This window comes from Actinosynnema sp. NPDC091369, assembly GCF_044757065.1.
In the GTDB taxonomy this organism is placed as follows: domain Bacteria; phylum Actinomycetota; class Actinomycetes; order Mycobacteriales; family Pseudonocardiaceae; genus Actinosynnema.
The window spans coordinates 640,029-665,629 of sequence record NZ_JBIVUG010000005.1; the positions used below are offsets into that span (position 1 = coordinate 640,029).

Consider the following 25,601-nt stretch of genomic DNA (forward strand, 5'->3'; position numbering starts at 1 on the left):
GCCGCCCGACGCCTGCCTCTACCTCAAGTCTTGCCCAAATCAGGTGCGGATGTGACCGGCGTCTCCCTAGCCTTCCCCCATGAGACTGCTGCTGTGGATCGCACTCACGTGCGCGCTGGCGGTCGAGGGGGCCATGGTTCTTCCGCTGCTGGCGGGCGTGGCGATCATCGGCTGCGCCGAGGTGCGCCGCCGATCGCCACGACCTCGCGCGCGAAGTCGCCATGATCTTCTCGCCGGTTGACCGGAATAGACGCGACCAATAGAGACGAACGATTTCGTGCGTAATGTGGCGCACGTTACTTGACCTGCCCGGAGACCAGCGGTTTTACTGCGGTCGCGCATTCGCCTACTGACCGGTAGGCGATCATCGCGACCGAATCCAGGGCGGGCGCGCCCCTTTCTCCCCGTTGTGCGCGACAGTGCCGTCGTGATCCCCAGTGGGTGCCGCCTGCCGTAAAACCGGGAGTCCGGCATGTCCCCCCATCGGAATGAACGCGGCCGCCACCGGCCCACCCGAAGCGGCCGAGGCCGCATACTGCTGTCGACCTTGGCCGCCGTCGCCGCCGCGGCGGCCCTGCTCGCGCCCTCGGGCACGGCGAGCACCGGCGAGGACCCGGGAGGAGGTGGGCGGGTGAAGTCGTTCTGGCTGCACATGAGCGACACGCCGGTGAGCGACGAGATGCTGGCCACCGAAGCCCGCCGACGCTCCTACATCGTGCTCAACGCCTGGCAGGGCGACCTGCTCGGCAAGCTCAAGGCGGCGAACCCCGCCGTGCGGGTCTTCGTCTACAAGGACCTGTCGTCCACCCGCTCGTACGCGTGCCGCGACGGCGTCGACGACGCGGACCTGCCCGCCGGCGTCGGCTACTGCGCCGCCGAGCGCGACCACCCGGAGTGGTTCCTGCTCGACCAGGGCGGCAACCGGCTGGAGTACGACGGCTATCCCGGCCACTGGCAGATGGACGTCGGCAACCCGGCCTACCAGGACACCTGGGCCGCGAACGTGATCAAGAGCAGCGTCGCCACCGGATTCGACGGCGTGTGGATGGACAACGCGCTGTTCCCGTGCGACGCCTACCACCCCGGCGTCTGCCCGGCGAAGTACCCGACCGACGCCGCCTTGCAGGACGCGTACCGGTCGATGTTGGCCAACACCCGCGACGAGTTCCTCGCGTCCGGGTTGAAGACGGTCGCGAACCTGTCCAACGCCCGCCTGCACGGCGACGCCTGGAACACCTACACCGAGTACCTCGACGGCGGCTTCGACGAGTGGTGGCTGGCGTTCGGCGACGACAACCTGCTGTCGGAGTACGCCGACGGGTGGAGCAAGCAGGTCGCCGAGATCGCGGCCAACGAGGCCCGGGGCAAGATCACCCTCGTGCAGCCGCACCACAGCGAGGGCGGTGACCGGGCGTACCGGTACGCGCTGGCCAGCTACCTGATGGCGGCGGGCGACCTGGCGGCCATCGCGAGCATCGAGCAGACCGACGGCTACGGCGACCCGACGCCGTGGCGCACCGAGTACGACTGGGACCTGGGCGCGCCGTCCGGACCGTACCGGTCGGTGGGCACGAACCTGTTCGTCCGCGACTTCGCGTGCGGCACGGTCGTGGTCAACGCCAACCGCACCGACAGCAGGTCCGTCACCGTGCCGCTGGACGGCGGGCACGTCACCGAGCGCGGCACGTCGGTCACCGAGGTCTCGCTAGCCGGCACCTCCGGCGCCGTCCTGCGCAAGCACTGCTGACGGCGGCGCCAGCGGCAGGTGGACCCGGAAGCGGGTGTCACCGGGCTCGGATTCCACCCGGATGTCGCCGTGGTGGCGGTCGACCACGATCCGCCACGAGATGTCCAGGCCGAGCCCGGTGCCCTCGCCGACCGCCTTGGTGGTGAAGAACGGCTCGAAGATGCGCCGCTTCACCTCGGGCGGGATGCCCGTGCCGGTGTCGCCGACCTCCACCACCAGGTCCTCGCCGACCCGGGACGTGCGCACGGTCAACGTGCCGCGGCCGTCCATGGCGGCCACCGCGTTGTCCACCAGGTTCGTCCACACCTGGTTGAGCTCGGCCGGGTAGGCGGGCAGCGGCGGCAGCGACCGGTCGTAGTCCTTGACCACGCGCACGCCGTCGCCCAGCTTGCCGCCCAGCATCACCAGCGTGGAGTCGAGCAGTTCGTGCACGTCGACCACCTGGAACGGCGCCCGGTCGACCTGCGAGTACTGCTTGGCCGCCCCGACCAGCGTGGACACCCTGGTGGTGGCGTCCTCGATCTCGTTCATCAACGTCTCGGTCTCGACCGTGTACGCCAGCCAGCGCACAGCGGCCTCGGTGGCGGTCTGCGGGCACAGCGCCGCCGCCCGGTCGAGCCACTCGACGTCCAGCCCGCCCGCGACCAGCACCGGCGCGAGGTCCCAGCCGCCCGCCACGCCGTGCGCGTCGAGCCAGTCGGCGACCTCGTCCTCCAGGTCGGCGGTCTCCATCGGGCCGAGCTTCGGCGCCTTGGCCACCTGCTCGACCGCGCTCTCCTGGAGCTTCACCAGCACCGGCAGCGTGGCCGGGTCGATCGACCCGCTCGCCAGCAGGGCGAGCTTGTGCCGCATCCCGGCCACCCGCTCCCGCAACGCGCCGGTGGCCCGCACCGCGGCGGCGGCCGGGTTGTTCAGCTCGTGGGTCAGCCCGGCCGACAGCGAGCCCAGCGCGAGCAGCCGTTCCCGCTGGCTGACGATCCGCTCGGTGTTGCGCATGCCGAAGAACAGGCCCTCCAGCAGGTGGATGGCCATCGGGAACCACGAGCGGAACATCGCGCCGAAGTCGTGCGCGGGCAGTTGGTACAGCCGCACGTCGGTCACCGCGTCGGCGGTCATCTGGTAGGCGGTCGTGGCCTCCGCGTCGGCGCCCAGGTAAGCCTGGGTGGCGCCGAAGTACGCGCCGCGGTGGTCGGTGCGGTTGGTCTCCACCCTCTGCCCGCCGATGACGCGGCTGAGCGCGACCGTGCCGTCCAGCAGCACGAAGAAGCAGGTCGCGGGCTGTCCCTCGCGCAGCACCTGCGTGCCCGCCGCGTGCGTCTCCACCTGGCCGTGCGCGACCAGCCACGCCAGCTGCTCCTCCGACAGGTGCTCGAACAGGAACAGCCCGCGCAGGTCGTCGACCGTCAGGTTCTCCACGTCAGGACCTCTCCAGGTAGCGGTGGACCAGCGACACGGCCATCGCGCCGTCGCCGACCGCCGAGGCGACCCGCTTCACCGAGTCCGCGCGCACGTCACCGGCGACGAACACGCCCGGCAGGCTGGTTTCCAGGTGGTAGGGCGGCCGGTCGAGGTCCCAGCCGGCCGGCATCCCGCCGTCGGCGACCAGGTCCGGTCCGGCCAGGACGAACCCGCGTTCGTCCCGGGCCAGCGTGCCCGCCAGCCAGTCGGTGTGCGGCGCGGCGCCGATGAACGCGAACAGCCACGACGTGCGCACGGTCGTGGTCTCACCGGTCTTGTTGTGCCGCAGCGTCACGGTCTCCAGGTGCTGCTCCCCCGTGCCGCCGACGACCTCGGTGCACGTGCGCACCTCGATGTTGTCCACCCGGGCGAGCTGCTCGACCAGGTAGTGCGACATGGACGTGGTCAGCGAGTCGCCGCGCACGACCAGCACGACGCGGCGGGCGTGCGCTGCGAAGTACAGCGCCGCCTGGCCCGCCGAGTTCGCCCCGCCGACCAGGTAGACGTCCTCGCCCGCGCAGCCCGGCCCCTCGGTGGTGGCCGCGCCGTAGAACACGCCCCGGCCGGTCAGCTCGGCGAGGCCGGGGGCGTCCAGCATCCGGTAGGACACGCCGGTGGCGAGGATGACGGTGTGCGCGGCCAGCTCGGTGCCGTCGTCCAGCCGCACCACCCGGGCCGCGCCGCGCGCCTCCAGGCCGACCACGTCGCACGCGGTCAGCACCTCGACGTCGAACTTCAGCGCCTGCCGGCGGGCCCGGTCGGTCAGCTGCTCGCCGGACACGCCGTCGGGGAAGCCGAGGTAGTTCTCGATCCGGCTGCTGGTGCCCGCCTGGCCGCCGGTGGCGCGCCGCTCGACCAGCACCGTGCGCAGCCCCTCGGAGCCGCCGTAGACCGCCGCGCCCAGCCCGGCCGGGCCGCCGCCGACCACGATGAGGTCGTAGAAGTCGGTGGACGGACGCGTGGTCAGGCCGACCCGGGCGGCCAGCTCGGCGTCGGTCGGCTGGACCAGCGCGTCCCCGTCGGCGGTGATCACCACGGGCAGTCGCGCGCCGTCCTCGCCGCACGCGGTGAGCAGCCGGCCCGCCTCGGCGTCGCCGTCGTCCAGCGCGTGCCAGCGGAACGGCACGGAGTTGCGGGCCAGGAAGTCGCGCACCTCGTAGGACCGCGACGACCACCGGTGCCCGACGACCCGGACCTGCCGGACGGGCCCGCGGTCGGCCGCCGACCAGGCCAGCAGCAGGTCGTCCAGCACCGGGTACAGCTTCTCCTCCGGCGGGTCCCACGGCTTGAGCAGGTAGTGGTCGAGGTCGACGACGTTGATCGCGCGGATCGCCGCGTCGGTGTCCGCGTACGCGGTGAGCAGCACCCGCCGTGCGGCGGGGAACAGGTCCATCGCGGCTTCCAGGAACTCGATGCCGCTCATGCCGGGCATGCGGTAGTCGGCCAGCAGCACCGCCACCTCCTCGCCGCGCAGCTTGATCTCGCGCACCGCGTCGAGGGCCTGCGGCCCGGACTCGGCGCGCACGATCCGGTACCGCTCGCCGTACTTCCGGCGCAGGTCGCGCGCCACGGACCGGGACACGCCCGGGTCGTCGTCCACGGTCAGGATCGAGGGCCTGGCGACCTGAGGTGTCGTCATGTCCACATTGTCGTTCGCGCCGGGACGGCGGGCGCACCCGGTTACCCTCTGCTGGTGCTCGGCACCGTGCGGTTCGGCGTCCTGGGGCCGTTGCGGGTGGAACGCGACGGTGAGCCGGTGGCACTGGGCGGTCCCCGGCAGCGGGACCTGGTGACGCTGCTGGTGCTGCGCGCGAACCGGTTCGTCAGCACCGAGTGGTTGGTCGACGCGTTGTGGGACGGTCGGCCGCCGGCCGGCGCGCAGGTCACCCTGCGCTCGTACGTGGCGGTGCTGCGCCGCGCCCTGGAGCCGGAGCGGGGACGCCGTGCGCCCGCCGAGCTGGTGCGCGGCCACACCGGTGGCTACGAGCTGAGCGTGCCGCCGGACGCCGTGGACGCCGTCCGCTTCACGTCCCTGGCCGGTGCGGGCGCACGGGCGCTCGCCGAGCGTGGGTGGGAGGCGGCCGAACGCCACTACGCCGACGCGCTGGCCCTGTGGCGCGGTGAGGTGGCCGCCGCCGACCTCGCCGCCGTGCGCCCGGACGCGGTGCGGCTCGCGGAGGCCAGGACCGCGGCCGGCGAAGGCCGCTTCACCGCCGCGGTGGCCGCCGGACGGCACCTGGCCGTGCTGCCGGAGCTGCGCCAGTTCGTGGCCGCCCACCCGGACCGGGAGAACGCCCGCGCCCAGCTGATGCTCGCGCTGTACCGCGCGGGACGGCAGACCGAGGCGCTGGCGGTGTACGACGAGGGCCGCCGGGTGCTGGCCGACGAGCACGGTGTGGAGCCGGGCGAACTCCTGCGCGACCTGCACCGCCGGGTGCTGACGCACTCCGTGCCGACGATCGTCGCCACCGCGCCCGAGCAGCCGCCGCCGGCACCCGACCCGGTCGGTCGCCAGGCGGAGATCGGCGTCCTCGGCGACCTCCTGGCGGCGGCGGGCCGGACCGGCGGCCGGTTCGTGGCCATCGTCGGCGAAGCGGGCATCGGCAAGACCACGCTGGCCGACGCCGTCGCCCGACGAGCCACCGCGGCCGGCATCCCGGTCGTGTGGGGACGCTGCCCCGACCTCGGCCACGCCCCGCCGTTCTGGCTGTGGACCCAGGTCGTGCGCGCCCTGGCGCCGCAGGCGGACGACCCGGCGCTGGCGGGGTTCCGCGACGGCCGCACGGCGAGCGCCGACATCGACCCCGCGGCCCGCTTCCGCACCTACGACGCCGTCTCGGCGCTCGTGCACGCCGCCGCCCGTCCCCACGGCCTCGTCCTCGTGCTGGACGACCTGCACGCCGCCGACGCGGACTCGCTGCTCCTGCTGCGCTACCTGGCCACCACGGTCCACGCGTCCCGCGCCCTGGTGATCGCCACCCTGCGCCCGTACGAGCACGACCCGGCCCTGGTCGCCACCCTCGCCGACCTGGCCCGCAGCCCCGGCCACCGGCAGCTCCGACCGGCGGGGCTGGACGCCGACGCGGTCGCCGCGCTGGTCCGCGAGCACACCGGCGCGCCCGCACCGGCCGACCTCGTGCTCGACCTGCTCACCCGCACCGGCGGCAACCCGTTCTTCCTCACCGAGCTGCTCACCTCCGCCGAGGGGACCGGCGCGCCGCCGCCGAGCGTGCGCGACACCGTCCGCCTCCGGCTGCACGCCCTGGACGACCGCACCCGCGACTGGCTGGACGTGCTCAGCGTCGCGGGCCGCGACCTGGACGTGGACCTGCTCGAAGCCGTCACGTCCGCCGAGGTCCGGCTCACCCCGCGGGTCAGCCACCTGGTCACCGAGCCCGCCGCGGGCGTGGTGCGGTTCCGGCACCCGCTGTTCGCCGAGGCCGCCTACGCCGACCTGTCCCCCACCCGCCGCGCGGACCTGCACGCCCGGCTCGCGGACGCGGGCGGGCGCACCCTCACCCCGGCGGAGCTGGCGCACCACTACGGCCGGGCGCGCGGTCGGGACGACGATCACCTGCGCTGGACCCTCGAAGCCGCTGACGACGCCACCCGCCGCCTCGCCTACGAGGACGCGCTGGCGCACCTGGACCGGGCCGCCGCCCTGCTCACCGAGCCCGAACGGGAGCTGGCCGTGCACCTGCGCCGCACGTCGTTGCTCCAGATCACCGTCGGCATCGGCAGCGACGCGGTCGACTCCGCCGCGGCACGCGCCCGCGAACTGCTCACCCGGGTCGGCCCCGGCACGGACGTGCGGCCCGCCCTGTGGACGCTCGGCGAACTGGCCTGCAACCGCGCCGAGTTCGCCATCGCGGAAGACCTCGCGGGACGCCTCGCCGCCGACGGTGGCGTGATCGGCGCGGCGGGCCACTACCTGCTGGGCGTGGTCGGCTACTTCACCGGTCGCCTGGCCGAGGCCGAGGACCACCTGACCGCCGCCGTCGACCGGTTGGACCCGCACGACCTGGTCGGGCAGGTCGGCCGCACCCCGACGCTCGCGACCCACGACTTCCGCGCCCTCGTGCGGTCCCTGCGCGGTGACGCCGAAGCCGCGCGGGCCGACCTCGCCGCCGCGCACGCCCTGGCCGAGCGCACCGGCGACCCGTACGGGCGGGCCAACGCCGCGCTGTTCGCCGCGTGGACCGCGTTGCAGGAGCACGACGTCACCGCCGCGCGGGCAGCCGCCCGCCGGTGCCGCGAGATCGGCGTGCGCCGGCACCTGCCGCACTTCGTCACGACCGCCGACTTCGTCACCGAGTGGGCCGCCGCGCGGGGCGGGGACGACAGCCGCCTCACCGCGCTGCGGGCGGCCAGGGAGGACGTGCACCGGCTCGGCCTGCGCTCGACCCGCACGATCACCCTCGCCGCGATGGCCGACGCGCACCTGGTCACCGGGCACCGGGCCGCGGCGGCGGCGCTGGCGGACGAAGGTCTCGCCCTCGCCGACGCGGTGGGCGAACGCGTCCTCGCCGCCGAGCTGCACCGCGTGCGCGGCCTGGCCAACGACGACCCGGCCGACCTGGACACCGGCGTGCGGCTGGCCGAGGCGCAGGGCGCGGACCTGGTGCGGGCCCGCTTCCCACGCTGATCCCACAGAACTCCAACAGCGCTCCGCTGGCATGTCACCCGACACACCAGGAGGAGGACGCATGGAGTTCGACGTCGTCGTGGTCGGGTGCGGGCCGGTCGGCGCGCTCACCGCCAACCTGCTCGGCGCCAGGGGCGTGCGCACCCTGGTGGTCGAGCGCGACACCGCGCCGCACCGGCAGCCGCGCGCGTTCTCGTGCGACGACGAGGCGTTGCGGATCTACCAGCAGGCGGGTCTGCTCGACGAGGTCGCCAAGGACATGCACGCGCCGCGGCGCGCCGAGTACGTCAACGCCAAGGGCCGCGCCTTCGCCACCATCGCCCTGGACGAGGTCGACTTCGGCCTGGGCAGCGGTCCCCTGCACTTCTTCGACCAGCCACGCCTCGAAGCCGCCCTGCGCGCCGGTCTCGACCGGTTCCCGCACGTCACCCTGCGCACCGGCGTCGAGCTGATGCGGCTGACCCAGGACGACGAAGCCGCCACCGTCGTCCTGCGCGACGTCGGCACCGACGAGGAGACCGCGGTGCGCGCGAAGTACGTGCTGGGGTGCGACGGCGCCCGCAGCACGACCCGGGTCGCGGCCGGCATCACGCTCACCGGCACGTCCTACGCCGAACCGTGGTTGGCGGTCTCCGGCGACGTCGCCCCCGGTGCGGTGCGCGTGCCGGACACCACGTTCGTGTGCGACTGGCGGCGGCCCGCGTTCGTCTCCCCCGGCGCGTTCGACACCTACCGGCTGGAGTTCATGCTGCGCCCGGACGAGGACCCGGCCGCCATGACCGAACCCGGGACCGTCGCGCGACTCGTCGCGCCCTACGTCGACCCGGACCGCTTCACCGTCACGCGTGCCGTGGTCTACACGTTCCACCACCTCGTCGCCGAGCGGTGGCGCGACCGGCGGGTGTTCCTGCTCGGGGACGCCGCCCACCAGATGCCGCCGTTCCTGGGGCAGGGCCTGTGCAGCGGGTTGCGGGACGCGGCGAACCTGACCTGGAAGCTCGCGCTGGCACTGGGTCCGGGCGACCACGACGCCCTGCTGGACGGCTACGAGGCCGAACGCCGCCCGCACACCGAGGAGATGGCCCGCACCAGCGTGCGGCTGGGCCGGGTTTTCCTGGTGCGCAACAGGGTCGCCGCGTTCGCGCGGGACGTGGTGCTGCGGGCCGTGCAGACCGTGCCGCGGGTGCGGCGCCTGGTGCGGCACTTCGAGTTCAAGCCGCTGCCCGCGTTGCCGGACGGGCGCGTGATGTTCCCCCAGCCGGAGGTCGTCGTCGGCGGCGTGCGGCGGCTGCTCGACGACGTGCTCGGTCCCGACTTCGCCGTCATCGGACCGGGAGTGGGCGCCGGGACCGAGCGGGACTGGTCGGGTCCTCGCGCGCGGTTCCTCCGGGTGGTGGCCGACGGCGCGCCGCACACCGAGGACGACCTGGTGGACGTCACCGGTGCCCTCACCGCCTGGTTCGCCCGCCACCGCACTGACGCCGTCGTGCTGCGCCCGGACCGCTTCGTGCACGCGGACCGGGTGCGGTGACGGCGGGCCACGGGCCCGGCTGAGCGGTCAGTCGTCCACGAGGTCGACGTCCGCGAGGTCGTCCACCCCGACCACGTCCTCGCCGTGGAACACGACCACCACGCCCAGCTCGGTGAAGCCGGGAACGCGGACCTCGGCGAACCGGACCAGCCAGTCCCGGCCGGGGTGGAAGGTGAACTCGGGGTCGGCCACCGCGTCCGGGCCGTAGCCGGGGTGCCCGCGCAGGTGGTCGGCCGCGGCCTCGTGCGCGACGACCAGCAGCCGCTCGCGGTCCGCCAGGACCGAGCCGATGAACGCCAGGTCGAGGTCGGCGGTGCCGGCCGGCTGCTCCACCAGCACGCTCACCGCCGTGTCGGCGACGGTCGCATTCCAGCACGCCACCCCGTCGGGGACGTGGTCCACCGGCGTCAGCTCGCCGAAACCGGGAATCGTGATCGTCACCCGTCGATCCTATGCGCCGCTCCCGGACGGGACCGGAACGGGGCCACCGCGGTCGGGAGAACCGGTCCGCCGCGGTCTTGACGGCGGCACGGCGGTGAAGTTCGCTGTGGGAGAGCGCTCTCCGAGTTTGTCGACGACCCGCGGCCGGCGGCACACCGGCCGCGGGTCACCCCTGCCTGGAGTCGCCATGCCCGAAGCGCCACCCCGGCACCGCCGCCGGGCCCTGCCCCTGCTCGCCGTCCTCGCCGCCCTGATCGCCGGGCAGCTCGTCGCCCCGGTTCCGGCCGGAGCGGCCGGAGTCCTGCTGTCCCAGGGCAAACCGACCACCGCGTCGTCCACCGAGAACGCCGGCACCCCCGCGTCGGCCGCCACCGACGGCAACGCGGGCACTCGCTGGTCCAGCGCGTTCGCCGACCCGCAGTGGGTCGGCGTCGACCTGGGAGCCACCGCCGCGCTCGACCGGGTCGTGCTGACGTGGGAGGCGGCCTACGCGACCGCGTTCCAGCTCCAGACCTCGGCCGACGGCGTCACGTGGACCACGATCCACACCGCCGCCAACGCCACCGGCGGCACGCAGAGCATCCCGGTCACCGGCAGCGGGCGGCACGTGCGGGTGTTCGGCACCGCCCGCGCCACCGGCTACGGGTACTCCCTGTGGGAGTTCCAGGTCTACGGCACGACCGGCGGTTCCGCCTCCGGCACCCCGATCTCGGCGTACAAGCAGGTCGCGGCGTCCACTTGGGAGGGTGGCAACGCGCCCGCAGCGGCGCTCGACGGCCGCACCACCACCCGCTGGTCCAGCCAGTTCGCCGACGACCAGTGGCTGCGGGTCGACTTCGGCGGCGTCGCCGCGATCAACCAGGTCGTGCTGAACTGGGAGGGCGCGTACGCGCGCGGGTACCGGCTGGAGGTGTCCGACGACGCGGTGAACTGGACGCCGATCCACTCGACCACCACCGGCGCGGGCGGCACCGAACGGCTCGACGTCACCGGCACGGGCCGTTACCTGCGGCTGTTCGCCACCGCGCGGGCCACCGGCTACGGGGTGTCGCTGTGGGAGTTCCAGGTCTTCGGCACGGTCGACACCTCGGCGGCCACCCCGCCGCTGCTGTCGCCGCCGACCAGGCCGCCGGCGGTGACGGGCCGGTTCGCGCTGTCCGCTCCCGCCGACCACGCGATGATCACGTCCACCCGGCGGCCGGCGTTCTCGTGGGCGGCCGTGCCGGGCGCGGTGCGCTACCAGGTCTGGCTCAACATCAGCCGCACGGACTACGACTTCACCGCTTCGGGCAACCTGATCGACCTCTACACCAAGGTCGCCGAACCGACCGGCACCACGTACACGCCGTCCTGGGACATCTCCGACCGGTGGACCTACAAGTGGTTCGTGGTGGCGGTGGACGGTTCGGGCGGCACCAGCGCGTCCGCGATCCGCACGTTCAGCCTGTACCTGCCGACGGTGTCGACGGTGGCCGACGGCGTGCGGGTGGTGAACGGCAGCCGCGACCTGAACAAGAACGGCGCGGTCGAGCCGTACGAGGACTGGCGGCAGCCCATGGAGACGCGGGTGAACGACCTGCTCGGTCGGATGACGATCGAGGAGAAGGCGTACCAGATGTTCTACAACGCCCAGGCGTTCCCGCGCTCGGGGTGGCACTTCGGGCCGGCGGAGGCGCAGGACCTGCACACCGCGCTGCTCGCGTCGAGCGGGACGCGGCTCGGCATCCCGTTCGTGTCGGCCGGTGACACGATCGCCGGGTACAAGACGACGTACCCGTTGCAGAGCGCGTTGGCGGCGGCGCGGAACTACCCGTTGGACTACAAGCTCGGCGACATGCAGCGGCGGGAGCAGCTGGAGGTCGGCACGCGCGGTGTGCTGGGACCGTTGGCCGAGGTGGGCACGAAGGTGCTGTACCCGCGCATCCAGGAGGGCAACGGCGAGAGCACCGAGGTCGCCCAGGCGCAGGTGCGGGCGCTGGTGGCCGGGTTGCAGGGCGGGCCGGAGCTGAACCCGGCGTCCGTGCTGGCGACGGTGAAGCACTGGCCGGGCGAGGGTGCGGGCGGTGAGGCGCTGATCGTGTACGACAACGTGACGATCAAGTACCACGTGGCGCCGTTCCGGGCCGCGATGGAGGCTGGCGCGGTGAACGTCATGCCGGGGTACGCGGGCAGCTCGCTGCTCGACCCGGGCGGGCCGGGCGCCGGGGACAGCGCCAAGATCCTCGCGTACCTGCGGCAGAACCTCGGCTACACCGGGTTGATCACGACCGACTGGCTGCCGTCCGGCTCGTGGGTGGGCGCGGCGAACGCCGGTTCGGACGTGATGGGTGGCGCGGACCCGGGTGCGCCGGGGTTCACCATCGGCCAGTTCACCGCGGCGGTGCCGGCGGCGCGGATCGACGACGCGGTGCGGCGGGTGCTGCGGCTGAAGTTCAAGCTCGGGATCTTCGAGAACCCGTACGGCGACCCGGTGAACGGACCGTACCGGTTCCACAAGCCGGAGTACGCGGCGTTGGCGAACCAGGCGTCGCGCGAGGCGATGACGTTGCTGAAGAACACCGGTGGCGTGCTGCCGGTACGGCTCAACCGCGGTGACAACATCGTGGTGGCCGGTCCGCGTGCCGACGACACGGCCGCGTGCTGCATCTGGACCAGTTACTTCCACCAGGAGTACGGGTCGCAGACGATGCTGCAGGCGATCCGCGCGCGGGCCGCGCAGGCGGGGGTGACCGTGCATAAGGACACCGGGCCGTCACCGAAGCTGGCGATCGTCGCGGTGGGCGAGACGTCGTACACCCACGCGACGAGCTGGCCGAAGGAGCAGCCGTACCTGCCGCCGGACCAGCTGGCCCTGATCCAGGACTTCCACCGCCAAGGCGTTCCGGTCGTGGTCGCCCTGGTGCTGCCCCGGCCTTACGTGATCACGGAGTGGCACGACCTGGCCAGTGCGATCGTGGTGACGTACCGCGGCGGTGAGGAGATGGGTCCGGCGCTGGCGTCACTGCTGTTCGGCGACCACACCCCGACGGGCAAGCTGCCGTGGCAACTGCCGCGCTCGCTGTCCGACGTGCTGCGGCCCGGCGGCACCGACGTCCCGGCCGACGCCACCGAGCACTGGGACCTGCCCTACGACCTGGGCGCGACCGCCGCCGAGCGCGCCGACATCCGCGCCAGGATCGACGCGGGCACCCCCGTCCCCTCCACCTACGGCAACCCCCTCTACCCCTTCGCCTCCGGCCTCCCCACCTTCTAACCCGCGAGTCGAACCCTCAGGTCCCGCGAGTCGAACCTCCAGGACCCCCGAATTCAACGCTCAGGTACGGCGGGCGACCGCCCAGCGGTACCCGAACGGCGAACTCGGGGGTCCTGAGCGTTCGACACTCGGGTCCTGAGCGTTCGACTCACGGGGGGGTGGGAGTGGCTCAGGTGGTCAGGGTGGTGATCCGGTGGCGGAGGGCGGATTCCACGTCGCGCAGTTCGCGGGCCGGGGGGCCGAGGCCGGTCATGGAGAGGCGCCGGGATTCCAGGCGTTCGGTGCGGTAGCGGGGGAAGGCCAGTTTCAGGGCGCAGTCCAGCATGCCCAGGTGGTAGCGGAGGAGCTCGACGATCCGCTGCGGTGGCGGGGGGCGGTCGGTCTGCCACGCGAGGTCGGCCGCCCAGCCGGACAGCCTGCCGTACTGGCCCGCCACGGCACGGCCGCTGCGCGCGACCTCCCACGGCGTCTCGCCGGGTTGCGCGCAGCGGGAGATGACGGCCTCCGCCCGGTCCTGCAACGCCACGGCCTGGACCACGACTTCCAGCAGCGCGGTCAGCCGCACGAGTTCCGCCGTCGCCGGGTCGAGCACCACGCTCGTCGGTTCGGCACGGCTGTGTGCCCGGCGCGGGAGGATGCGCACCACCGCACGGTACCGCGCACCCGGCCCGCCCCGCCGACCGTAACGATCAAGACGGCCGACCGGCGGGCGGGGGCGGGCTGCTGCCCGGCACGACCAGTCCGCTGTGGTAGGCGGCGGCGATGGCCTGGGCCCGGTCACGCAGCCCGAGCTTCATCAGAATCCGCCCGAGGTGCGTCTTCACCGTCGCCTCGCCGACGACCAGGTGCGCGGCGATCTCCGGGTTCGACAACCCGTGCGCCACCAGCACCAGCACCTCCCGCTCGCGCGCGGTCAGCTCGCCCATGTCCGCCGACGTGGGCATGTGGTGGCGCGGCCGGGCGGCGAACTCCCGGATCAGCCCCTTGGCGACGGTCGGATCGAGCCACGCCTCGCCGGACGCCACCGTGCGCACCGCGTCGACCAGCTCGCGCGGCACCGCGTCCTTCAGCAGGAACCCGGACGCGCCCGCCCGCAGCGCCGCGTACACCGCTTCGTCCACGTGGTACGTCGTCAAGATGATGATCTTGGTGGCGTGGTCCTCGCCGGCGGGGTCGGAGTCGATGATCCGCCGGGTCGCCTCCACCCCGTCCACTCCGGGCATCCGCACGTCCATCAGCACCACGTCGGGGTGCAGCTCGCCGGCCCGCGCCACGGCCCCCGCGCCCTCGTCCGCCTCGGCCACCACCTCGATGTCCGGTTCGGCGTCGAGCAGCATCGCGAGCCCCGCCCGCACCAGCGGCTGGTCGTCCACCAGCATCACCCGGATCACCGGTGTTCCCGCACCGGCTCGCCCGGCACCGGACCGGTGACCGGCAGCACGGCCGTCACCCGGAACCCGCCCGGCGCCCGCGGTTCGGCCTCCAACCGCCCGCCCACGATCGCCAGCCGCTCCCGCAACCCGGCCAGGCCGTGGTTCGTGGACACGGCCCACTCCGGCCGCCGGCCCCGGCCGTCGTCGGTCACCTCGACGGTCAGCTCGTCGTCCTCCCACCGCAGCCGCACGTCCACCTCCGCGCCCGGCCCCACGTGCTTGGTCACGTTCGTCAACGCCTCCTGCACCACCCGGTACGCGGCCAGGTCGACGCTGGCGGCCAGCCGCCGCGGCTCCCCCTCCGCCCGCGTGTGGACCCGCACCCCGGCCGCCGTGACCGTGCCGACGAGGTGCTCGACGTCGGCCAGGCCCGGCTGCGGCCGGCCGGTGACCCCGCCGCCCGCCTCGTCGTCGTCGCTGAGCCGCAGCACGGTCAGCATCCGCCGCAGCTCGCCCATCGCCTGCTCGCCCGCCTCCTCGATGTGGCCGAGCGCGTCCCGGACGCGCACCGGGTCGCTGTCGAGCACCCGCCGCGCGCCCGCCGCCTGGAGCACCATCACGGTGACCGAGTGGGCCACGATGTCGTGCAGTTCGCGCGCGATGCGGGTCCGCTCGCCCATCACGGCCTCGTGCGCCTCGACGCGGCGACGGAACTCCAGGTCCTCGGCGTGCTGGCGGCTCAGCCGCGCCCACCGCCCGCCGGCCCACACGCACCCGTACACGAGCAGGTAGAACACCAGCGTGGCGTAGGTGGCGACGAGCCGCGCCTCGGGCGGCCGGGACGCGGCCTCCCGCAGCCCCGCCAGCACGGCGAGCACCCCGCACGCCAGCAGCGCGCCCGCCGACACCTTCCGCTCGCACCGCAGCGCCACGGTGAACAGCGCGACGCACGGGATGGCGGTCGGCTGGAACTCCTGCTCGCTCGTCGGCGTCACGAGCACCGCCCACACCCAGATGACGCCGAACGCCAGCACCGGGTACCGGCGCCGCACCAGCAGCGCCGTGAAGCCGACCGCCACCAGGGCTACGAACAGCCACAGCCCCGCGCCCTCGGGTTTGCGGCTGCTGACCGCGGAGAACAGGAACACGTCCACCACGGCGGCCGACGCCGCCAGGGCGATGTCGACCGCCGTGGCACGGGACAACCGCAGTGGCCGTCCCCCGCGGTCCATCAGGCCGGCCCGTTCCGGCACGTGGGCAGCAGGTCGCACGGGTCGCCCGGCACGAGGCCGTCCTCGGGCTCCTCGAACTCCGGCCTGCGCTGCGCGGCCTCGACCTCGGGCACCCGGCGCAGCAGCTCCGGCGTGATCGCGTCGCGCGAGCCGGGCTCGATGACACCCAGGGACTCCAGGGCCGCCCAGAGGTCGCCGTCGTGCTCCTCGAGCGCCTCCTCCAGCCGGCACTCGGTGAACTCGCCGACGTTCGGCTCGTGCCGCGAGTCGTTCGCCATCCGGATCAGCGCGAACCGGTGGCCCTTGCCGCCGGGCAGCAGGCAGAACGTGACCCGCTCGGCGACCAGCCGCTCGACCCGGCCGCCCTCCCCCAGCGGCAGCGGCAGCACCAGCAGATCGATGCCGTCGGTGGCCTCGGCGATGCCGTCGGTCGCGACGGGCACGAGCACCACCCCGGGTTCGGTCAGCAACCCGGTGGCCAGGTGGCCTTCCCAGGGTTTCTCCTCGAATCCGTGCCCTTGGACCGACACCACGAGCCGCACGGTGGAACTGGACGCCATATTCCCTCCCCTTGTCACGCGATCCCCGCGTTCGCCGCGCGCTCATTTCCGCGCGCCCAGGACAATGGGACCACCCCCTCCCGGATCTATCGTCCACCCTGCGTCGGAGCTTGACGATCCCCCTCCCGGTTTACCTCGATCGGGCGACGCAGCACGGGAAAGCGCAGACGGCGAATCCACCCGCGGACCGACGAAAAGCCACGGCCCGATTCAGCAGTATTGCTCTCGAAAGCAGTGGGGGAAACCGGATCAACGGAGGCGCGAGTGTCCAGCGAGCCCGTTACGCGCGGCCACGCCAGGGTCTTGTCCGAATGGGAGACGGCGCACTGGAAATCGCTGCCGGCCGCGCAGCAGCCGTCCTGGCCGGACCGCCGGGCGCGGGCGATGCGGGCCAGGCTCGCGCGGTGGGACGGCCTGGTGCCGCCGGCCGAGGTGGCGGCGCTGAGGGCGGAGCTGGCGGGAGTCGCGACCGGGCGGGGACTGGTCGTGCAGGCCGGGGACTGCGCCGAGCCGTTCGCCGAGTGCGGTCCGCGGCACGTGACGCCGAAGGCGGCGCTGGTCGACCGGTTGGCCGCGGTCCTGGGCGACGGGGAGCCGGTGGTGCGGGTGGGCCGGATGGCGGGGCAGTTCGCCAAACCGCGCTCGCAGCCCACGGAGGTCGTCCGGGGCGTCGAGCTGCCGGTGTACCGGGGCGACCTGGTCAACGCGCCGCAGCCGCACGTGCCGGCGCGGCAGCCGGACCCGGCCCGGCTCGTCGCGGGCTACCACGCGGCGCGGTCGGCGACGGAGCTGCTGCGCCACCACCACCCGTGGCTGCGGACCAGCCACGAGGCGCTGGTGCTGGACTACGAGCTGCCGCTGGTGCGGCGGGACGAACGGGGCGTCCCGCTGCTGACCTCGACGCACTGGCCGTGGGTCGGCGACCGGACCCGGGACGTCGACGGCGCGCACGTGCGGCTGCTGGCGTCGGTGGCGAACCCGGTGGCCTGCAAGGTCGGCCCGGGGATGCGGCCGGAGGAGCTGCGGGCACTGTGCGCGCGGCTGGACCCGGAGCGGGAGCCGGGCCGGTTGACGCTGATCGCCCGCCTCGGCGCGGACCGGGTGGCCGACCTGCTGCCGCCGCTGGTGCGGGCGGTGCGCGCGGCGGGTCACCCCGTGATCTGGCTGTGCGACCCGATGCACGGCAACACGGTCACCGACGCGCGGGGGCGCAAGGCACGACTGGTCACCACGGTCGTCCGCGAGGTCGCGGGCTTCCGGGCGGCCGTGCACGACGCCGGTGGGGTGGCCGGCGGACTGCACCTGGAGACGACGCCGGACGAGGTCGAGGAGTGCGGGTGGGACGAGTTCCCGACCGGCTCGTACGAGAGCCTCTGCGACCCCCGGCTCAATCCCGGACAGGCGCTCGCCGTGGTCGCGGCGTGGCGCCCGGTCCACCACTAGAGGGGGAAACCATTGCGTGGCAACGTTATCGCGACGCCGCCGAGCACGTTCCGATCGGCGGAGCGCTTCGCCGACCTGGCGGGCGACACCGTGCTGGGCGCCGTCCGCTTCTCCACCGCGGCCGGTCCGCCGCGGTGGGAGCACGGCCTGCCGGTCCTCCCGCTGCACATGGTGCGGCCGGGTGAGCCCGAGGTCGTGGAGGTCTGGCACACCGAGGGCGACGTGGTGCGGACCGGCGAGCACAAGGGGCTGCTCTACGCGCACGACGGCGAGGTGTTGTTCTGCGCCGGGTGGATCGGGCCGTCGGCGGACTGCGGCGAGGCGGCGCGTCGGGCGTACCTGGCGGCGTTCGAGCTGGTCGAGGGCCTGGGCTACCGGAACGTGTTCCGCATGTGGAACATGCTCGAAGGCATCACCGACCGCACCGCCCGCGGCACCGAGGTGTACCGGGACTTCTGCGTCGGCCGCGGCAAGGCGTTCGACGGGCGCGGGCACGCCATGCCGGCGTCCACGGGGATCGGCTCGCTGGGCGGCGGTGTCGCGTTCTACTTCCTGGCGCACCGGTCGCACGAGGCCGTGCACCTGGAGAACCCGTTGCAGGTGCCCGCGCACGAGTACCCGCCGCAGTACGGGCCGAGGCCGCCGAGCTTCGCGCGGGCGACGTACCTGAGGCCGGAACAGGGCCGGGGCTCGCTGTACGTGTCGGGCACCGCGAGCATCCTCGACCACGCCACCGTCGCGCCCGGCGACGTGGCCCGCCAGGTCCAGGTGACCCTGGCCAACATCGCCGCCCTCATCGGCGCGGACAACCTCGCCCGGCACGGCGTCGGCGGCGGCTACCGCCTCGATGACCTGCGGGCGGTCAAGGTCTACGTCAAGCGCCCCGAGGACGTGCCGATCGTGACGCGGCTGTGCCGCGACGAGTTCTCCCGGCGCGCGGAGGTCGCGGTGTTCACCGTCGACGTCTGCCGTCCGGACCTGCTGGTGGAGATCGAAGGGATGACACCGTGAACCGAGAGGGACGACAGATGCCGAACACGTCGGTCCTGGCCGAACCCGCCGCCGTCAAGATCCTGATGGTGACCGACAGCACGGCGAGCTTCGACCGGGCCGACTTCGGCCTGGCCGCGCTCGTGGACGTGCTGGAGGCGCCGCCCGGGCCGTGGGTCCGGTTCGAGGTGACGAAGGCGCACCGCGAGGCCAACCTGCCCGCGTTGACCGCCGACCTCCCCGCGTTCCGGTTCGACGAGCACGACCTGGCCCGGTACGACCAGATCTGGCTGTTCGGCGTGGCCCGCGCGCCGCGTCCGCCGCTGGAGCAGACCGAGTTGCGGGCGCTGGCGGAGTTCATGGACGGCGGTGGTGGCGTGTTCGCCACCGGCGACCACGAGGACCTGGGCGTGTCGATGTGCGGCGACCTGCCGCGGGTGCGCAGCATGCGCAGGTGGCACTGGCCGGAGCCCGGCCCGAACGGCGAGCCGGTCGCGCCGTCGATCGACGGGCCGGACCGCAACGACACGCTGTCGGAGGGCCACGACCCGCTGTTCCAGCTCAACGACCAGTCCGACGACATCCCCCAGGTCATCACGCCCCGGATGTACGCCACATCGGACTCGCCGAAGTGGGCCCACCAGGCTTACCCGCACCCGCTGCTGTGCGGTCCGCGCGGCACGATCCGCGTGCTGCCGGACCACCCGCACGAGGGCGAGTGCTACGTCCCGGACGACCTGACCAGGTCGTTCACCTTCGACGGGTACGAGATGACCGAGTACCCGGCGGGCCTGGCCCCCGAAGTCGTGGCGTGGTCCACGCTCAACGCCCGCGCCGCGGAGCTCGACCCGCGCAAGGGGCGGCTGGACGCGAGCACGTTCGGCGCGATCGGCGCGTACGACGGGCACCAGGTCGGCGTGGGCCGGGTGTCGGTGGACGCCACCTGGCACCACTTCTTCAACGTCAACCTGGTCGGCGACCCGACCGTGCCGGAGGACCCGATCAAGAGCGTCGGGTTCGCCGCGTCGGAGTCGGGGCGGGCCGCGTACGAGGAGATCAAGACCTACTACCGCAACATCGCGGTGTGGCTGGCCCGGCCGGCGACCCAGGAGGCGATGTGGTGGCGCGCGGTGTGGGCGACGCGCTGGCACCACCAGGTCGCGATGGACCTGCGGCCGGCGCTGATGGGCGCGCCGGAGCGGCTGGACCTGGCCGAACTGCTGCGCATCGGCACGGACGTGCGCCAGGTGCTGACGGCCACCGTGACCAGGGCGGACACGTTGCAGTGGGCGGGCAGGTTCGGCGTGGGCGCGGTCGACGCGGGCCTGTGGGAGACCGTCCGGCCGCACCTGGACCCGTGGCGGTCGCGGGCCGGTGACGAGGAGGCGGGGCACCTGCCGAACCTGGTGATGTCGCTGCTGCCGGAGCTGGTGCTCGACGCGGTGCTCGGCGCCGTCGTCTACGCGGTGGCCTCGGCGTTCCCGGAGCCGACCCGGGACGCCCGCGACCGGGCGGGCGCCGTCGACTGGGCGGCCACGGTGCGCCCGCACCTGGACCGGGCGCTCGACGTGGTCGCCGAGCAGGTGCAGCGGACGGACGCGCGGTTGCGGTCGTTGGGGGACACGCTCACGACCGCCCGTCGGTCCGGCGACTGATCCCGGGGCTGAACACGGGTGACCGACGAGGGGGGAAGAACGATGAGCACGGAACTGACCGGGCCGCCGGAGGCCGATCGGGCGGAGCCCGCCGGGTCGTCGCGCGCGGAGCGGGCCGGCACGGCGTTCTCCCGGTCCGCGTCACGCGCGGTGGACGCGGTGCTGGACCGGAGCGCCCCGCTGCTGCGGATCGCTCTCGGTGTGGTGTTCCTGTGGTTCGGCGTGCTGAAGGTCGCGGGCACGTCACCGGTGCGCGACCTGGTCGCCGACACCGTGCCGTTCCTGCCCGCGTCCTGGTTCGTGCCCGCGGTGGGCGCGTTCGAGGTGCTGGCCGGGATGGCGCTGGTCGTGGGCGTCGCGGTGCGGCCGGTCGCGGCGCTGACGGCGCTGCACCTGCTCGGCACGTTCCTCGTGCTGGTGGTGCAGCCGGGGTTGGCGTTCCGCCACGGCAACCCGCTGCTGCTCAGCGTCACCGGTGAGTTCGTGCTGAAGAACCTGGTGCTGCTGGCCGCCGCGCTCGTGGTGGCGCGGCAGCACCGCCGACGGCGCTGACGACGCCGTCCCGCCCGCCGGTCGGTCAGCTCTGAGGGGTGCTGACCGGCCGGCGGCGGTCGTGCCGGGCGGTCAGGCCGTGCCGGGGCTCGGCGCGTCCGTCGCCCGGGTGTAGGTCAGGCAGTTGGCGGCGTGGTCGCCCTGGCCGGGCCCGACGCGCACACCGGAGGCGGTGCACTCCAGCCGGGAGTTGTGGACGCAGTCGGTGCGCGAGCACGCGCCGACCTGGGCGACGACCTTCGGCAGGCCGCCCTTGCGGGCGAGCGGGATGAACGTTCCGCAGTCGGCGGCGCCGTTCGCACCGCTCACGGTGATCGCGAAAGCGTGGCAACCGTCGTGGTTGTACGAACAACCCGTGACGGTGCACTCGCTGACGGCCGGCATTTCCGTGGTGGTCATGACCGCTCCTCTGGGCAGCAGTTCCGCTGTCCGGAACGGTGCCACCGACCACCCGGCGCCGCAACACGAAACCATTGAGGCGAGCCTAACCTAAAAGCCGGAAAACGTTTCGTATCAATAGCCGGAAATGCGATTCGAGGTTTGCCCGCGGCGGTCGCCGAGGCAGCGATCAACGCTCGGCGGCGGCCTTCAACCGGGCGAGGGTGCGCTCGATGTTGCGCTGGTTGCGCGCGTCCCGGTCGCGCACGCCGGTCACCAGCACGGTGAGCGGTCGGTACCACGCCGGGCGCCGGTCCCAGGTGCTCTCGGTGACGCGGCACCCGGTGCCGGTCGGCTCGACGTCGTACTGCCAGCGCGACACCGGCAACCCGAGCGAGCGGACCTCGAAGGCGAACCGGGTGGGCGACGCGTCGGTCACGGTCGACACCGTGCGCCACACGCGGAAGCCGCGCCGGTTCGCCCCGACGAACCGGGCGCCCACGGCCGGACCCGTCGCCGGGGCGAGCCACCGCCCACCGGAGTACTCCTCGGCCACGCCCGCCAGGCCGCGCAGATCGGTCACCAGGGCGTGCACCACGTCGGCGGGGGCCTCGACGTCGACGTGCGCCCGCGCGTTCGGTTCGGTCACGCCCGAAACCTACGTGCCGCCCGGTCCGGGACCTACCCGCGGCACCGGTCCCGGACCTCGGCCAGCGGTTCGAAGCCCGCCGACAGGTAGGTGGCGACCGCGCCGACGTTGGCGCTCGGGGTGCAGACCACCGCGCTGGACGAGCCCAGCTCCCGCAGCGCGGCCGCCGCAGCGAGGGAGATCGCCCTACCGTGGCCGCGGCCCCGGTGGTCCCGGTGCACGCCCATCGGTTCGAGCAACCCGGGCCGTCCCGGACCGGCCGACCACACCGTCACCGCCGCCACCGCGTCGTCCCCGTCGTACGCGACCAGGCAGCGCGCGTCGGCGTACGGAGATCCGACGGCCATCGCGTGCCAGGCCACCTCGGTGAACGTCGACCCGTCGAACGACGCGCGCTGCACGGCGGCCCGCACACCCGCGCGCTCCGGCCCGACCACCTCGATCCGCACGCCCGGCTCCTCCACCGGCTCGGCGAGGTCGCGGCGCAGCGGCGTCCACGGCTCACCGGCGTGCCAGCCGTCCCCGGCCAGCACGTCCCGCACGAGCGCGTCCGCCGGCGCCTCGACCGCCACCTCACCCGCGGGCAGCACGCCGCGCTCCGGCGAGGCCACGTCCTCGGCCAGCCGCCGCGCCAGCTCCTCGTCCCGCCGCACGTCCGGCGCGGTCGTCAGCCGGACCAGGCCGGGGCCGTCGAGCAGCCCCACCGCGAGCACCCGGCCGTCCCGGCTCCAGGTCCGCACCGCCGCCGCCGTCGCCTCCGCGCCGAACCGCCGGAACCAGCCCAGGTCGCCGGGGTGCAGCTGCATCGGCGCGCCCTCGTGCTGCCACGCCCGCAACGCGGCGACGGCCGCACCCCACCCGTCGACACCCGGCTCGGCCACCGTGATCGCCATGCCCCGATCACACACCACCGCGCCGACCGGCCGCACCCGGATTTCGCCTCACGGCGTCACGGCGACGTTGGTCAGACCGATCACCGCCCGCGTCACGGTGTTCGACGCGTGCACGACGTTCGGCACGCCCGCGCACTTCGACGTGGACGTGATGCGGATGGCGTACTGCCCCACCCCGCCGAGGTCGGAGCGGTTGTCCCGCCACACGTTCCCGCAGCCGTTCGCGAACGACGGCGTCGTGGCCGGGTTGTGCGTCTCGTAGCCGTTGGCGAACGTGCCGGGCGCGGCGAACGTGCCGGTGTTGCCCTCGACCAGGTAGCCGATCCCCTTCACGTCGACCCACGAGTCCGCCGAGTTCTGCCCCGAGATCCCGGTCCCGTCGAACGCGTTGCCCCGGATCACGCCGCCGGACGTGCCCTCCTTGACGTCGACGTGCTCGGCCGTGACACCCGGCCCGACCCGGTTGCCCAGCACCTGCACCCGGTCGCTGCGGTCCACGCCGCCGGAGTTGCCGTGGCAGTCCCAGTTCGAGCCGGCCGACCCGATGTAGACAGCCTCGCCGTACCCGGGCTGCACCAGTCCGGTGTGGCTGATCGTCGAGTCGCGCAGGACGCTGTCGGCCGACGAGCGCCGGAAGTGCACGGCCTCCTCGTCCACGTGGTGCACGTGCACGCGGTCGATGACGGTGTGGTGCGAGTTGTCCGCGACGATGCCCTTCTTGGACTCCCGCACGGTGAACCCGGTCAGGTTCCAGTAAGGCGCGTCGTGCAGCCACAACCCGTAGCCGGGGTCCCAGCCGGGCGTCGGCGCCGGGCAGCCCGGCCCGATACCCGACGGCCCGTCGTTGACCAGCACCGCGTCCGCCGCGCCGGTGAGCGTGACGGGAGCCGCGGCGGTGCCCGGTCGGGTGATCGCGAACGCGCCCCGGTACACGCCGGCCGCCATCCGGATGGTCTGCCCCGGCACCGCCGAGGCGAGCGCCGCCTGGAGTTGCGGCGCGGTGGACACGTCCACGACGGACCCGCCGGCGGCGGTCGTGGCGGTCACCTCGGCGCTCGGGGCGGAGGCGTTGCCCGCCGCGTCACGAGCCCGGACGGTGAACGCGTACGCCGTGCCCGGCAGCAGACCACCGACGGTCGCGGCGGTGGAGGCAGCCGACGCGACCACCGTCGTGCCGCGCAGCACCTCGTACGACGTGACGCCGACGTCGTCGGTCGACGCGCTCCACGCCAACGACACCGACCCGGCCGTCACGCCCGTCACCCGCGGCCCTCCCGGCTCGGTGGGCGCGGACGTGTCCGGCGCGGTACCGCCACCGTCGCACGGCGCACCGTCCACCGTGCAGCCGGTCGGCAGGCCGAGACCCGTGACGTTGAACCCGAAGCTCGCCGTGCCGCCGGGTCGCACGCGGCCGTTGAAGCCCGCGTTGGCGAACCGGAAGTGCTGCCCGTCGCGGGTGAGCACCGAGTTCCACGCGTTGGTCACCGACGACCCCGGCGGCAGGTCGAACTCCACCACCCAACCGGTGCTCTCCGCGTCACCGGTGTTGGTCAGCACCACCTGACCGCCGTACCCCGTGCTCCACACCGACGACTGGCTGAACGCGGCGGACAGCTCCGCCGCGGCCGCCCGCGCCGGTGACCCCGCCACGCCGACCGCGCACACCACCGCGAGGCACAGCGCCGACACCCGTCTCCTCATGCCGAACCCTTCGCCGAGGCCGGGGGTGTCGCGGCCCACCCCGGGGACGGGCTCTTTATAGGGCCCGTCCCGACGAGTGGTCAACGAATTCCCCGCAGCGATTCACGGGAGTGAAATAGGGAACTTCCCGGGGTCCGCGCAGACTTATTCCCGTCACCTTTCGCCCGTCCGCGTCGTCTACCGGGTGGGACGAGCGGAAGGGGACCGATGCACGACGAGCTGGCGGACCGATTCGAGGCGCACCGGGCGGACCTGCGCGCGGTCGCCCACCGGATGTTGGGCTCGGCGGCCGAGGCCGAGGACGCCGTCCAGGAGACCTGGTTGCGGCTGTGCCGGGTGGACGCCGACGGGGTCGACAACCTCGCCGGCTGGCTGCGCACCGTCCTCTCGCGGGTGTGCCTGGACGCGCTCCGCCGCCGTCGCACGCGCCGCGAGGACGTCGTCGACCACGTGCCCGACGCGCCCACCGCCGACGACGACCCCGAGACCGAGGCGCTGCTGGCCGACTCGGTCGGCCGGGCGCTCCTGGTCGTCCTCGACACCCTCACCCCCGCCGAACGGGTCGCGTTCGTCCTGCACGACACGTTCGCCGTGCCGTTCGACCGGATCGCGCCGATCCTCGGCCGCAGCAGCGCCACCACCAAGAAGCTGGCCAGCCGCGCCCGGCACAAGGTCCGCGGCACCACCGCGCTGCCCCGGCTCGAACTGGCCCGTCAGCGGCACGTCGTGGACGCGTTCCTCGCCGCCGCGCGCGCGGGCGACTTCGACGCCCTGCTCGCGGTGCTGGACCCCGACGTGGTCCGCCGCGCCGACCCCGCCGCCCTCCCGCCCGGCGCGGCGGTCGAGGTCCGCGGCGCGCACGCGGTGGCCGCCGAGACCGTCCTGCTCACCGCGAACGCCCGGCACGCCGCACCGGCCCTCGTGGACGGACGCGTCGGCATCGTCGTGGCGCCCGGCGGGCGGCTCCGGTTCGCCCTCGCCGTCACCGTCCGGGACGACCGGATCGCCGCCTACGAAGTCATCGCAGAACCCGCCCGGTTGCGTCGGCTCACCCTGTCCGTCGACTTTTATCGTGACTTGAATCAAGTGCGCTAGTAAGG

General features: G+C 73.8%; 21 protein-coding genes. 10 read left to right on the top strand and 11 right to left on the bottom strand.

The window, feature by feature from the left end; all coding sequences use genetic code 11:
• The first annotated feature begins 79 nt into the window (after nt 1-79).
• On the top strand, nt 80-241 hold the full coding sequence (locus ACIQMJ_RS22725; protein ID WP_499762996.1) for a hypothetical protein: 162 nt from the start codon (nt 80-82) through the stop codon (nt 239-241).
• Nucleotides 242-547: 306 nt separating this feature from the next.
• A complete protein-coding gene (locus ACIQMJ_RS22730; protein ID WP_499762997.1) occupies nt 548-1,747 on the top strand; it encodes a putative glycoside hydrolase in 1,200 nt (399 codons plus the stop codon).
• Here ACIQMJ_RS22730 and ACIQMJ_RS22735 read toward each other — a convergent pair.
• Both ACIQMJ_RS22735 and ACIQMJ_RS22740 read right to left on the bottom strand, forming a co-directional pair.
• Nucleotides 1,706-3,163: an ATP-binding protein gene (locus tag ACIQMJ_RS22735; protein WP_499762998.1), complete on the bottom strand. Its 1,458-nt coding sequence runs from the start codon at nt 3,161-3,163 to the stop codon at nt 1,706-1,708. The genes ACIQMJ_RS22730 and ACIQMJ_RS22735 overlap by 42 nt on opposite strands.
• 1 nt (nt 3,164) lies before the next feature.
• Entirely contained in the window at nt 3,165-4,844 is a 1,680-nt protein-coding gene (locus ACIQMJ_RS22740; protein ID WP_499762999.1) for an NAD(P)/FAD-dependent oxidoreductase, read from the bottom strand.
• 54 nt (nt 4,845-4,898) lie between these two features.
• Here ACIQMJ_RS22740 and ACIQMJ_RS22745 point away from each other — a divergent pair, with 54 nt between their 5' ends.
• A complete protein-coding gene (locus ACIQMJ_RS22745; RefSeq protein ID WP_499763000.1) occupies nt 4,899-7,850 on the top strand; it encodes an ATP-binding protein in 2,952 nt (983 codons plus the stop codon).
• Nucleotides 7,851-7,911: 61 nt separating this feature from the next.
• Entirely contained in the window at nt 7,912-9,381 is a 1,470-nt protein-coding gene (locus tag ACIQMJ_RS22750; protein ID WP_499763001.1) for a bifunctional 3-(3-hydroxy-phenyl)propionate/3-hydroxycinnamic acid hydroxylase, read from the top strand.
• Nucleotides 9,382-9,408: 27 nt separating this feature from the next.
• On the opposite strand, the gene ACIQMJ_RS22755 is transcribed toward ACIQMJ_RS22750, so the two are convergent.
• Nucleotides 9,409-9,822: a hypothetical protein gene (locus tag ACIQMJ_RS22755; RefSeq protein ID WP_499763002.1), complete on the bottom strand. Its 414-nt coding sequence runs from the start codon at nt 9,820-9,822 to the stop codon at nt 9,409-9,411.
• Nucleotides 9,823-10,009: 187 nt separating this feature from the next.
• On the opposite strand from ACIQMJ_RS22755, the gene ACIQMJ_RS22760 reads away from it, so the two are divergent.
• Nucleotides 10,010-13,075, top strand: a complete 3,066-nt coding sequence (locus ACIQMJ_RS22760) for a discoidin domain-containing protein (protein WP_499763003.1) — start codon at nt 10,010-10,012, stop codon at nt 13,073-13,075.
• 169 nt (nt 13,076-13,244) lie between these two features.
• Here the strand turns inward: ACIQMJ_RS22760 and ACIQMJ_RS22765 are convergent, their stop codons facing one another.
• Genes ACIQMJ_RS22765 through ACIQMJ_RS22780 form a run of 4 tightly spaced genes read right to left on the bottom strand, consistent with a single transcriptional unit; the run spans nt 13,245 to nt 16,240 of the window.
• Nucleotides 13,245-13,718: a hypothetical protein gene (locus ACIQMJ_RS22765; RefSeq protein ID WP_499763004.1), complete on the bottom strand. Its 474-nt coding sequence runs from the start codon at nt 13,716-13,718 to the stop codon at nt 13,245-13,247.
• Between the two features lie 46 nt (nt 13,719-13,764).
• Nucleotides 13,765-14,466: a response regulator gene (locus tag ACIQMJ_RS22770; protein ID WP_499763005.1), complete on the bottom strand. Its 702-nt coding sequence runs from the start codon at nt 14,464-14,466 to the stop codon at nt 13,765-13,767.
• The gene (locus tag ACIQMJ_RS22775; RefSeq protein WP_499763006.1) at nt 14,463-15,719 is read right to left on the bottom strand and encodes a sensor histidine kinase; all 1,257 of its coding nucleotides are present in this window, start codon (nt 15,717-15,719) and stop codon (nt 14,463-14,465) included. The genes ACIQMJ_RS22770 and ACIQMJ_RS22775 overlap by 4 nt, the downstream gene beginning before the upstream one ends.
• On the bottom strand, nt 15,680-16,240 hold the full coding sequence (locus tag ACIQMJ_RS22780) for a hypothetical protein (protein WP_499763007.1): 561 nt from the start codon (nt 16,238-16,240) through the stop codon (nt 15,680-15,682). Before ACIQMJ_RS22780 ends, ACIQMJ_RS22775 begins: the two co-directional genes overlap by 40 nt.
• Nucleotides 16,241-16,543: 303 nt before the next feature.
• Between ACIQMJ_RS22780 and ACIQMJ_RS22785 the strand changes: the two genes are divergently transcribed.
• The 4 genes from ACIQMJ_RS22785 to ACIQMJ_RS22800 are packed head-to-tail and all read left to right on the top strand — an operon-like array spanning nt 16,544 to nt 20,880.
• Nucleotides 16,544-17,683 (top strand): 3-deoxy-7-phosphoheptulonate synthase, encoded by a 1,140-nt coding sequence (locus ACIQMJ_RS22785; protein ID WP_499763008.1) that lies wholly within the window; start codon nt 16,544-16,546, stop codon nt 17,681-17,683.
• 12 nt (nt 17,684-17,695) lie between these two features.
• On the top strand, nt 17,696-18,694 hold the full coding sequence (locus tag ACIQMJ_RS22790) for an FkbO/Hyg5 family chorismatase (RefSeq protein ID WP_499763009.1): 999 nt from the start codon (nt 17,696-17,698) through the stop codon (nt 18,692-18,694).
• 17 nt (nt 18,695-18,711) lie between these two features.
• Nucleotides 18,712-20,328 carry a hypothetical protein gene (locus ACIQMJ_RS22795; RefSeq protein ID WP_499763010.1) on the top strand — a complete coding sequence of 539 codons (1,617 nt, stop codon included), beginning with the start codon at nt 18,712-18,714 and terminating at the stop codon, nt 20,326-20,328.
• 42 nt (nt 20,329-20,370) lie between these two features.
• A complete protein-coding gene (locus tag ACIQMJ_RS22800; RefSeq protein ID WP_499763011.1) occupies nt 20,371-20,880 on the top strand; it encodes a DoxX family protein in 510 nt (169 codons plus the stop codon).
• Between the two features lie 72 nt (nt 20,881-20,952).
• On the opposite strand, the gene ACIQMJ_RS22805 is transcribed toward ACIQMJ_RS22800, so the two are convergent.
• The 4 genes from ACIQMJ_RS22805 to ACIQMJ_RS22820 all read right to left on the bottom strand — a co-directional run bounded on the left by ACIQMJ_RS22805 (nt 20,953) and on the right by ACIQMJ_RS22820 (nt 24,501).
• Nucleotides 20,953-21,279: a DUF1540 domain-containing protein gene (locus tag ACIQMJ_RS22805; protein WP_499763012.1), complete on the bottom strand. Its 327-nt coding sequence runs from the start codon at nt 21,277-21,279 to the stop codon at nt 20,953-20,955.
• A gap of 169 nt (nt 21,280-21,448) precedes the next feature.
• On the bottom strand, nt 21,449-21,907 hold the full coding sequence (locus ACIQMJ_RS22810) for an SRPBCC family protein (protein WP_499763013.1): 459 nt from the start codon (nt 21,905-21,907) through the stop codon (nt 21,449-21,451).
• A gap of 32 nt (nt 21,908-21,939) precedes the next feature.
• Nucleotides 21,940-22,800 carry a GNAT family N-acetyltransferase gene (locus tag ACIQMJ_RS22815; RefSeq protein ID WP_499763014.1) on the bottom strand — a complete coding sequence of 287 codons (861 nt, stop codon included), beginning with the start codon at nt 22,798-22,800 and terminating at the stop codon, nt 21,940-21,942.
• Between the two features lie 48 nt (nt 22,801-22,848).
• Entirely contained in the window at nt 22,849-24,501 is a 1,653-nt protein-coding gene (locus ACIQMJ_RS22820; protein WP_499763015.1) for a cellulose binding domain-containing protein, read from the bottom strand.
• Nucleotides 24,502-24,708: 207 nt separating this feature from the next.
• On the opposite strand from ACIQMJ_RS22820, the gene ACIQMJ_RS22825 reads away from it, so the two are divergent.
• Nucleotides 24,709-25,596 (top strand): sigma-70 family RNA polymerase sigma factor, encoded by an 888-nt coding sequence (locus tag ACIQMJ_RS22825; protein WP_499763016.1) that lies wholly within the window; start codon nt 24,709-24,711, stop codon nt 25,594-25,596.
• Nucleotides 25,597-25,601 lie beyond the last annotated feature (5 nt).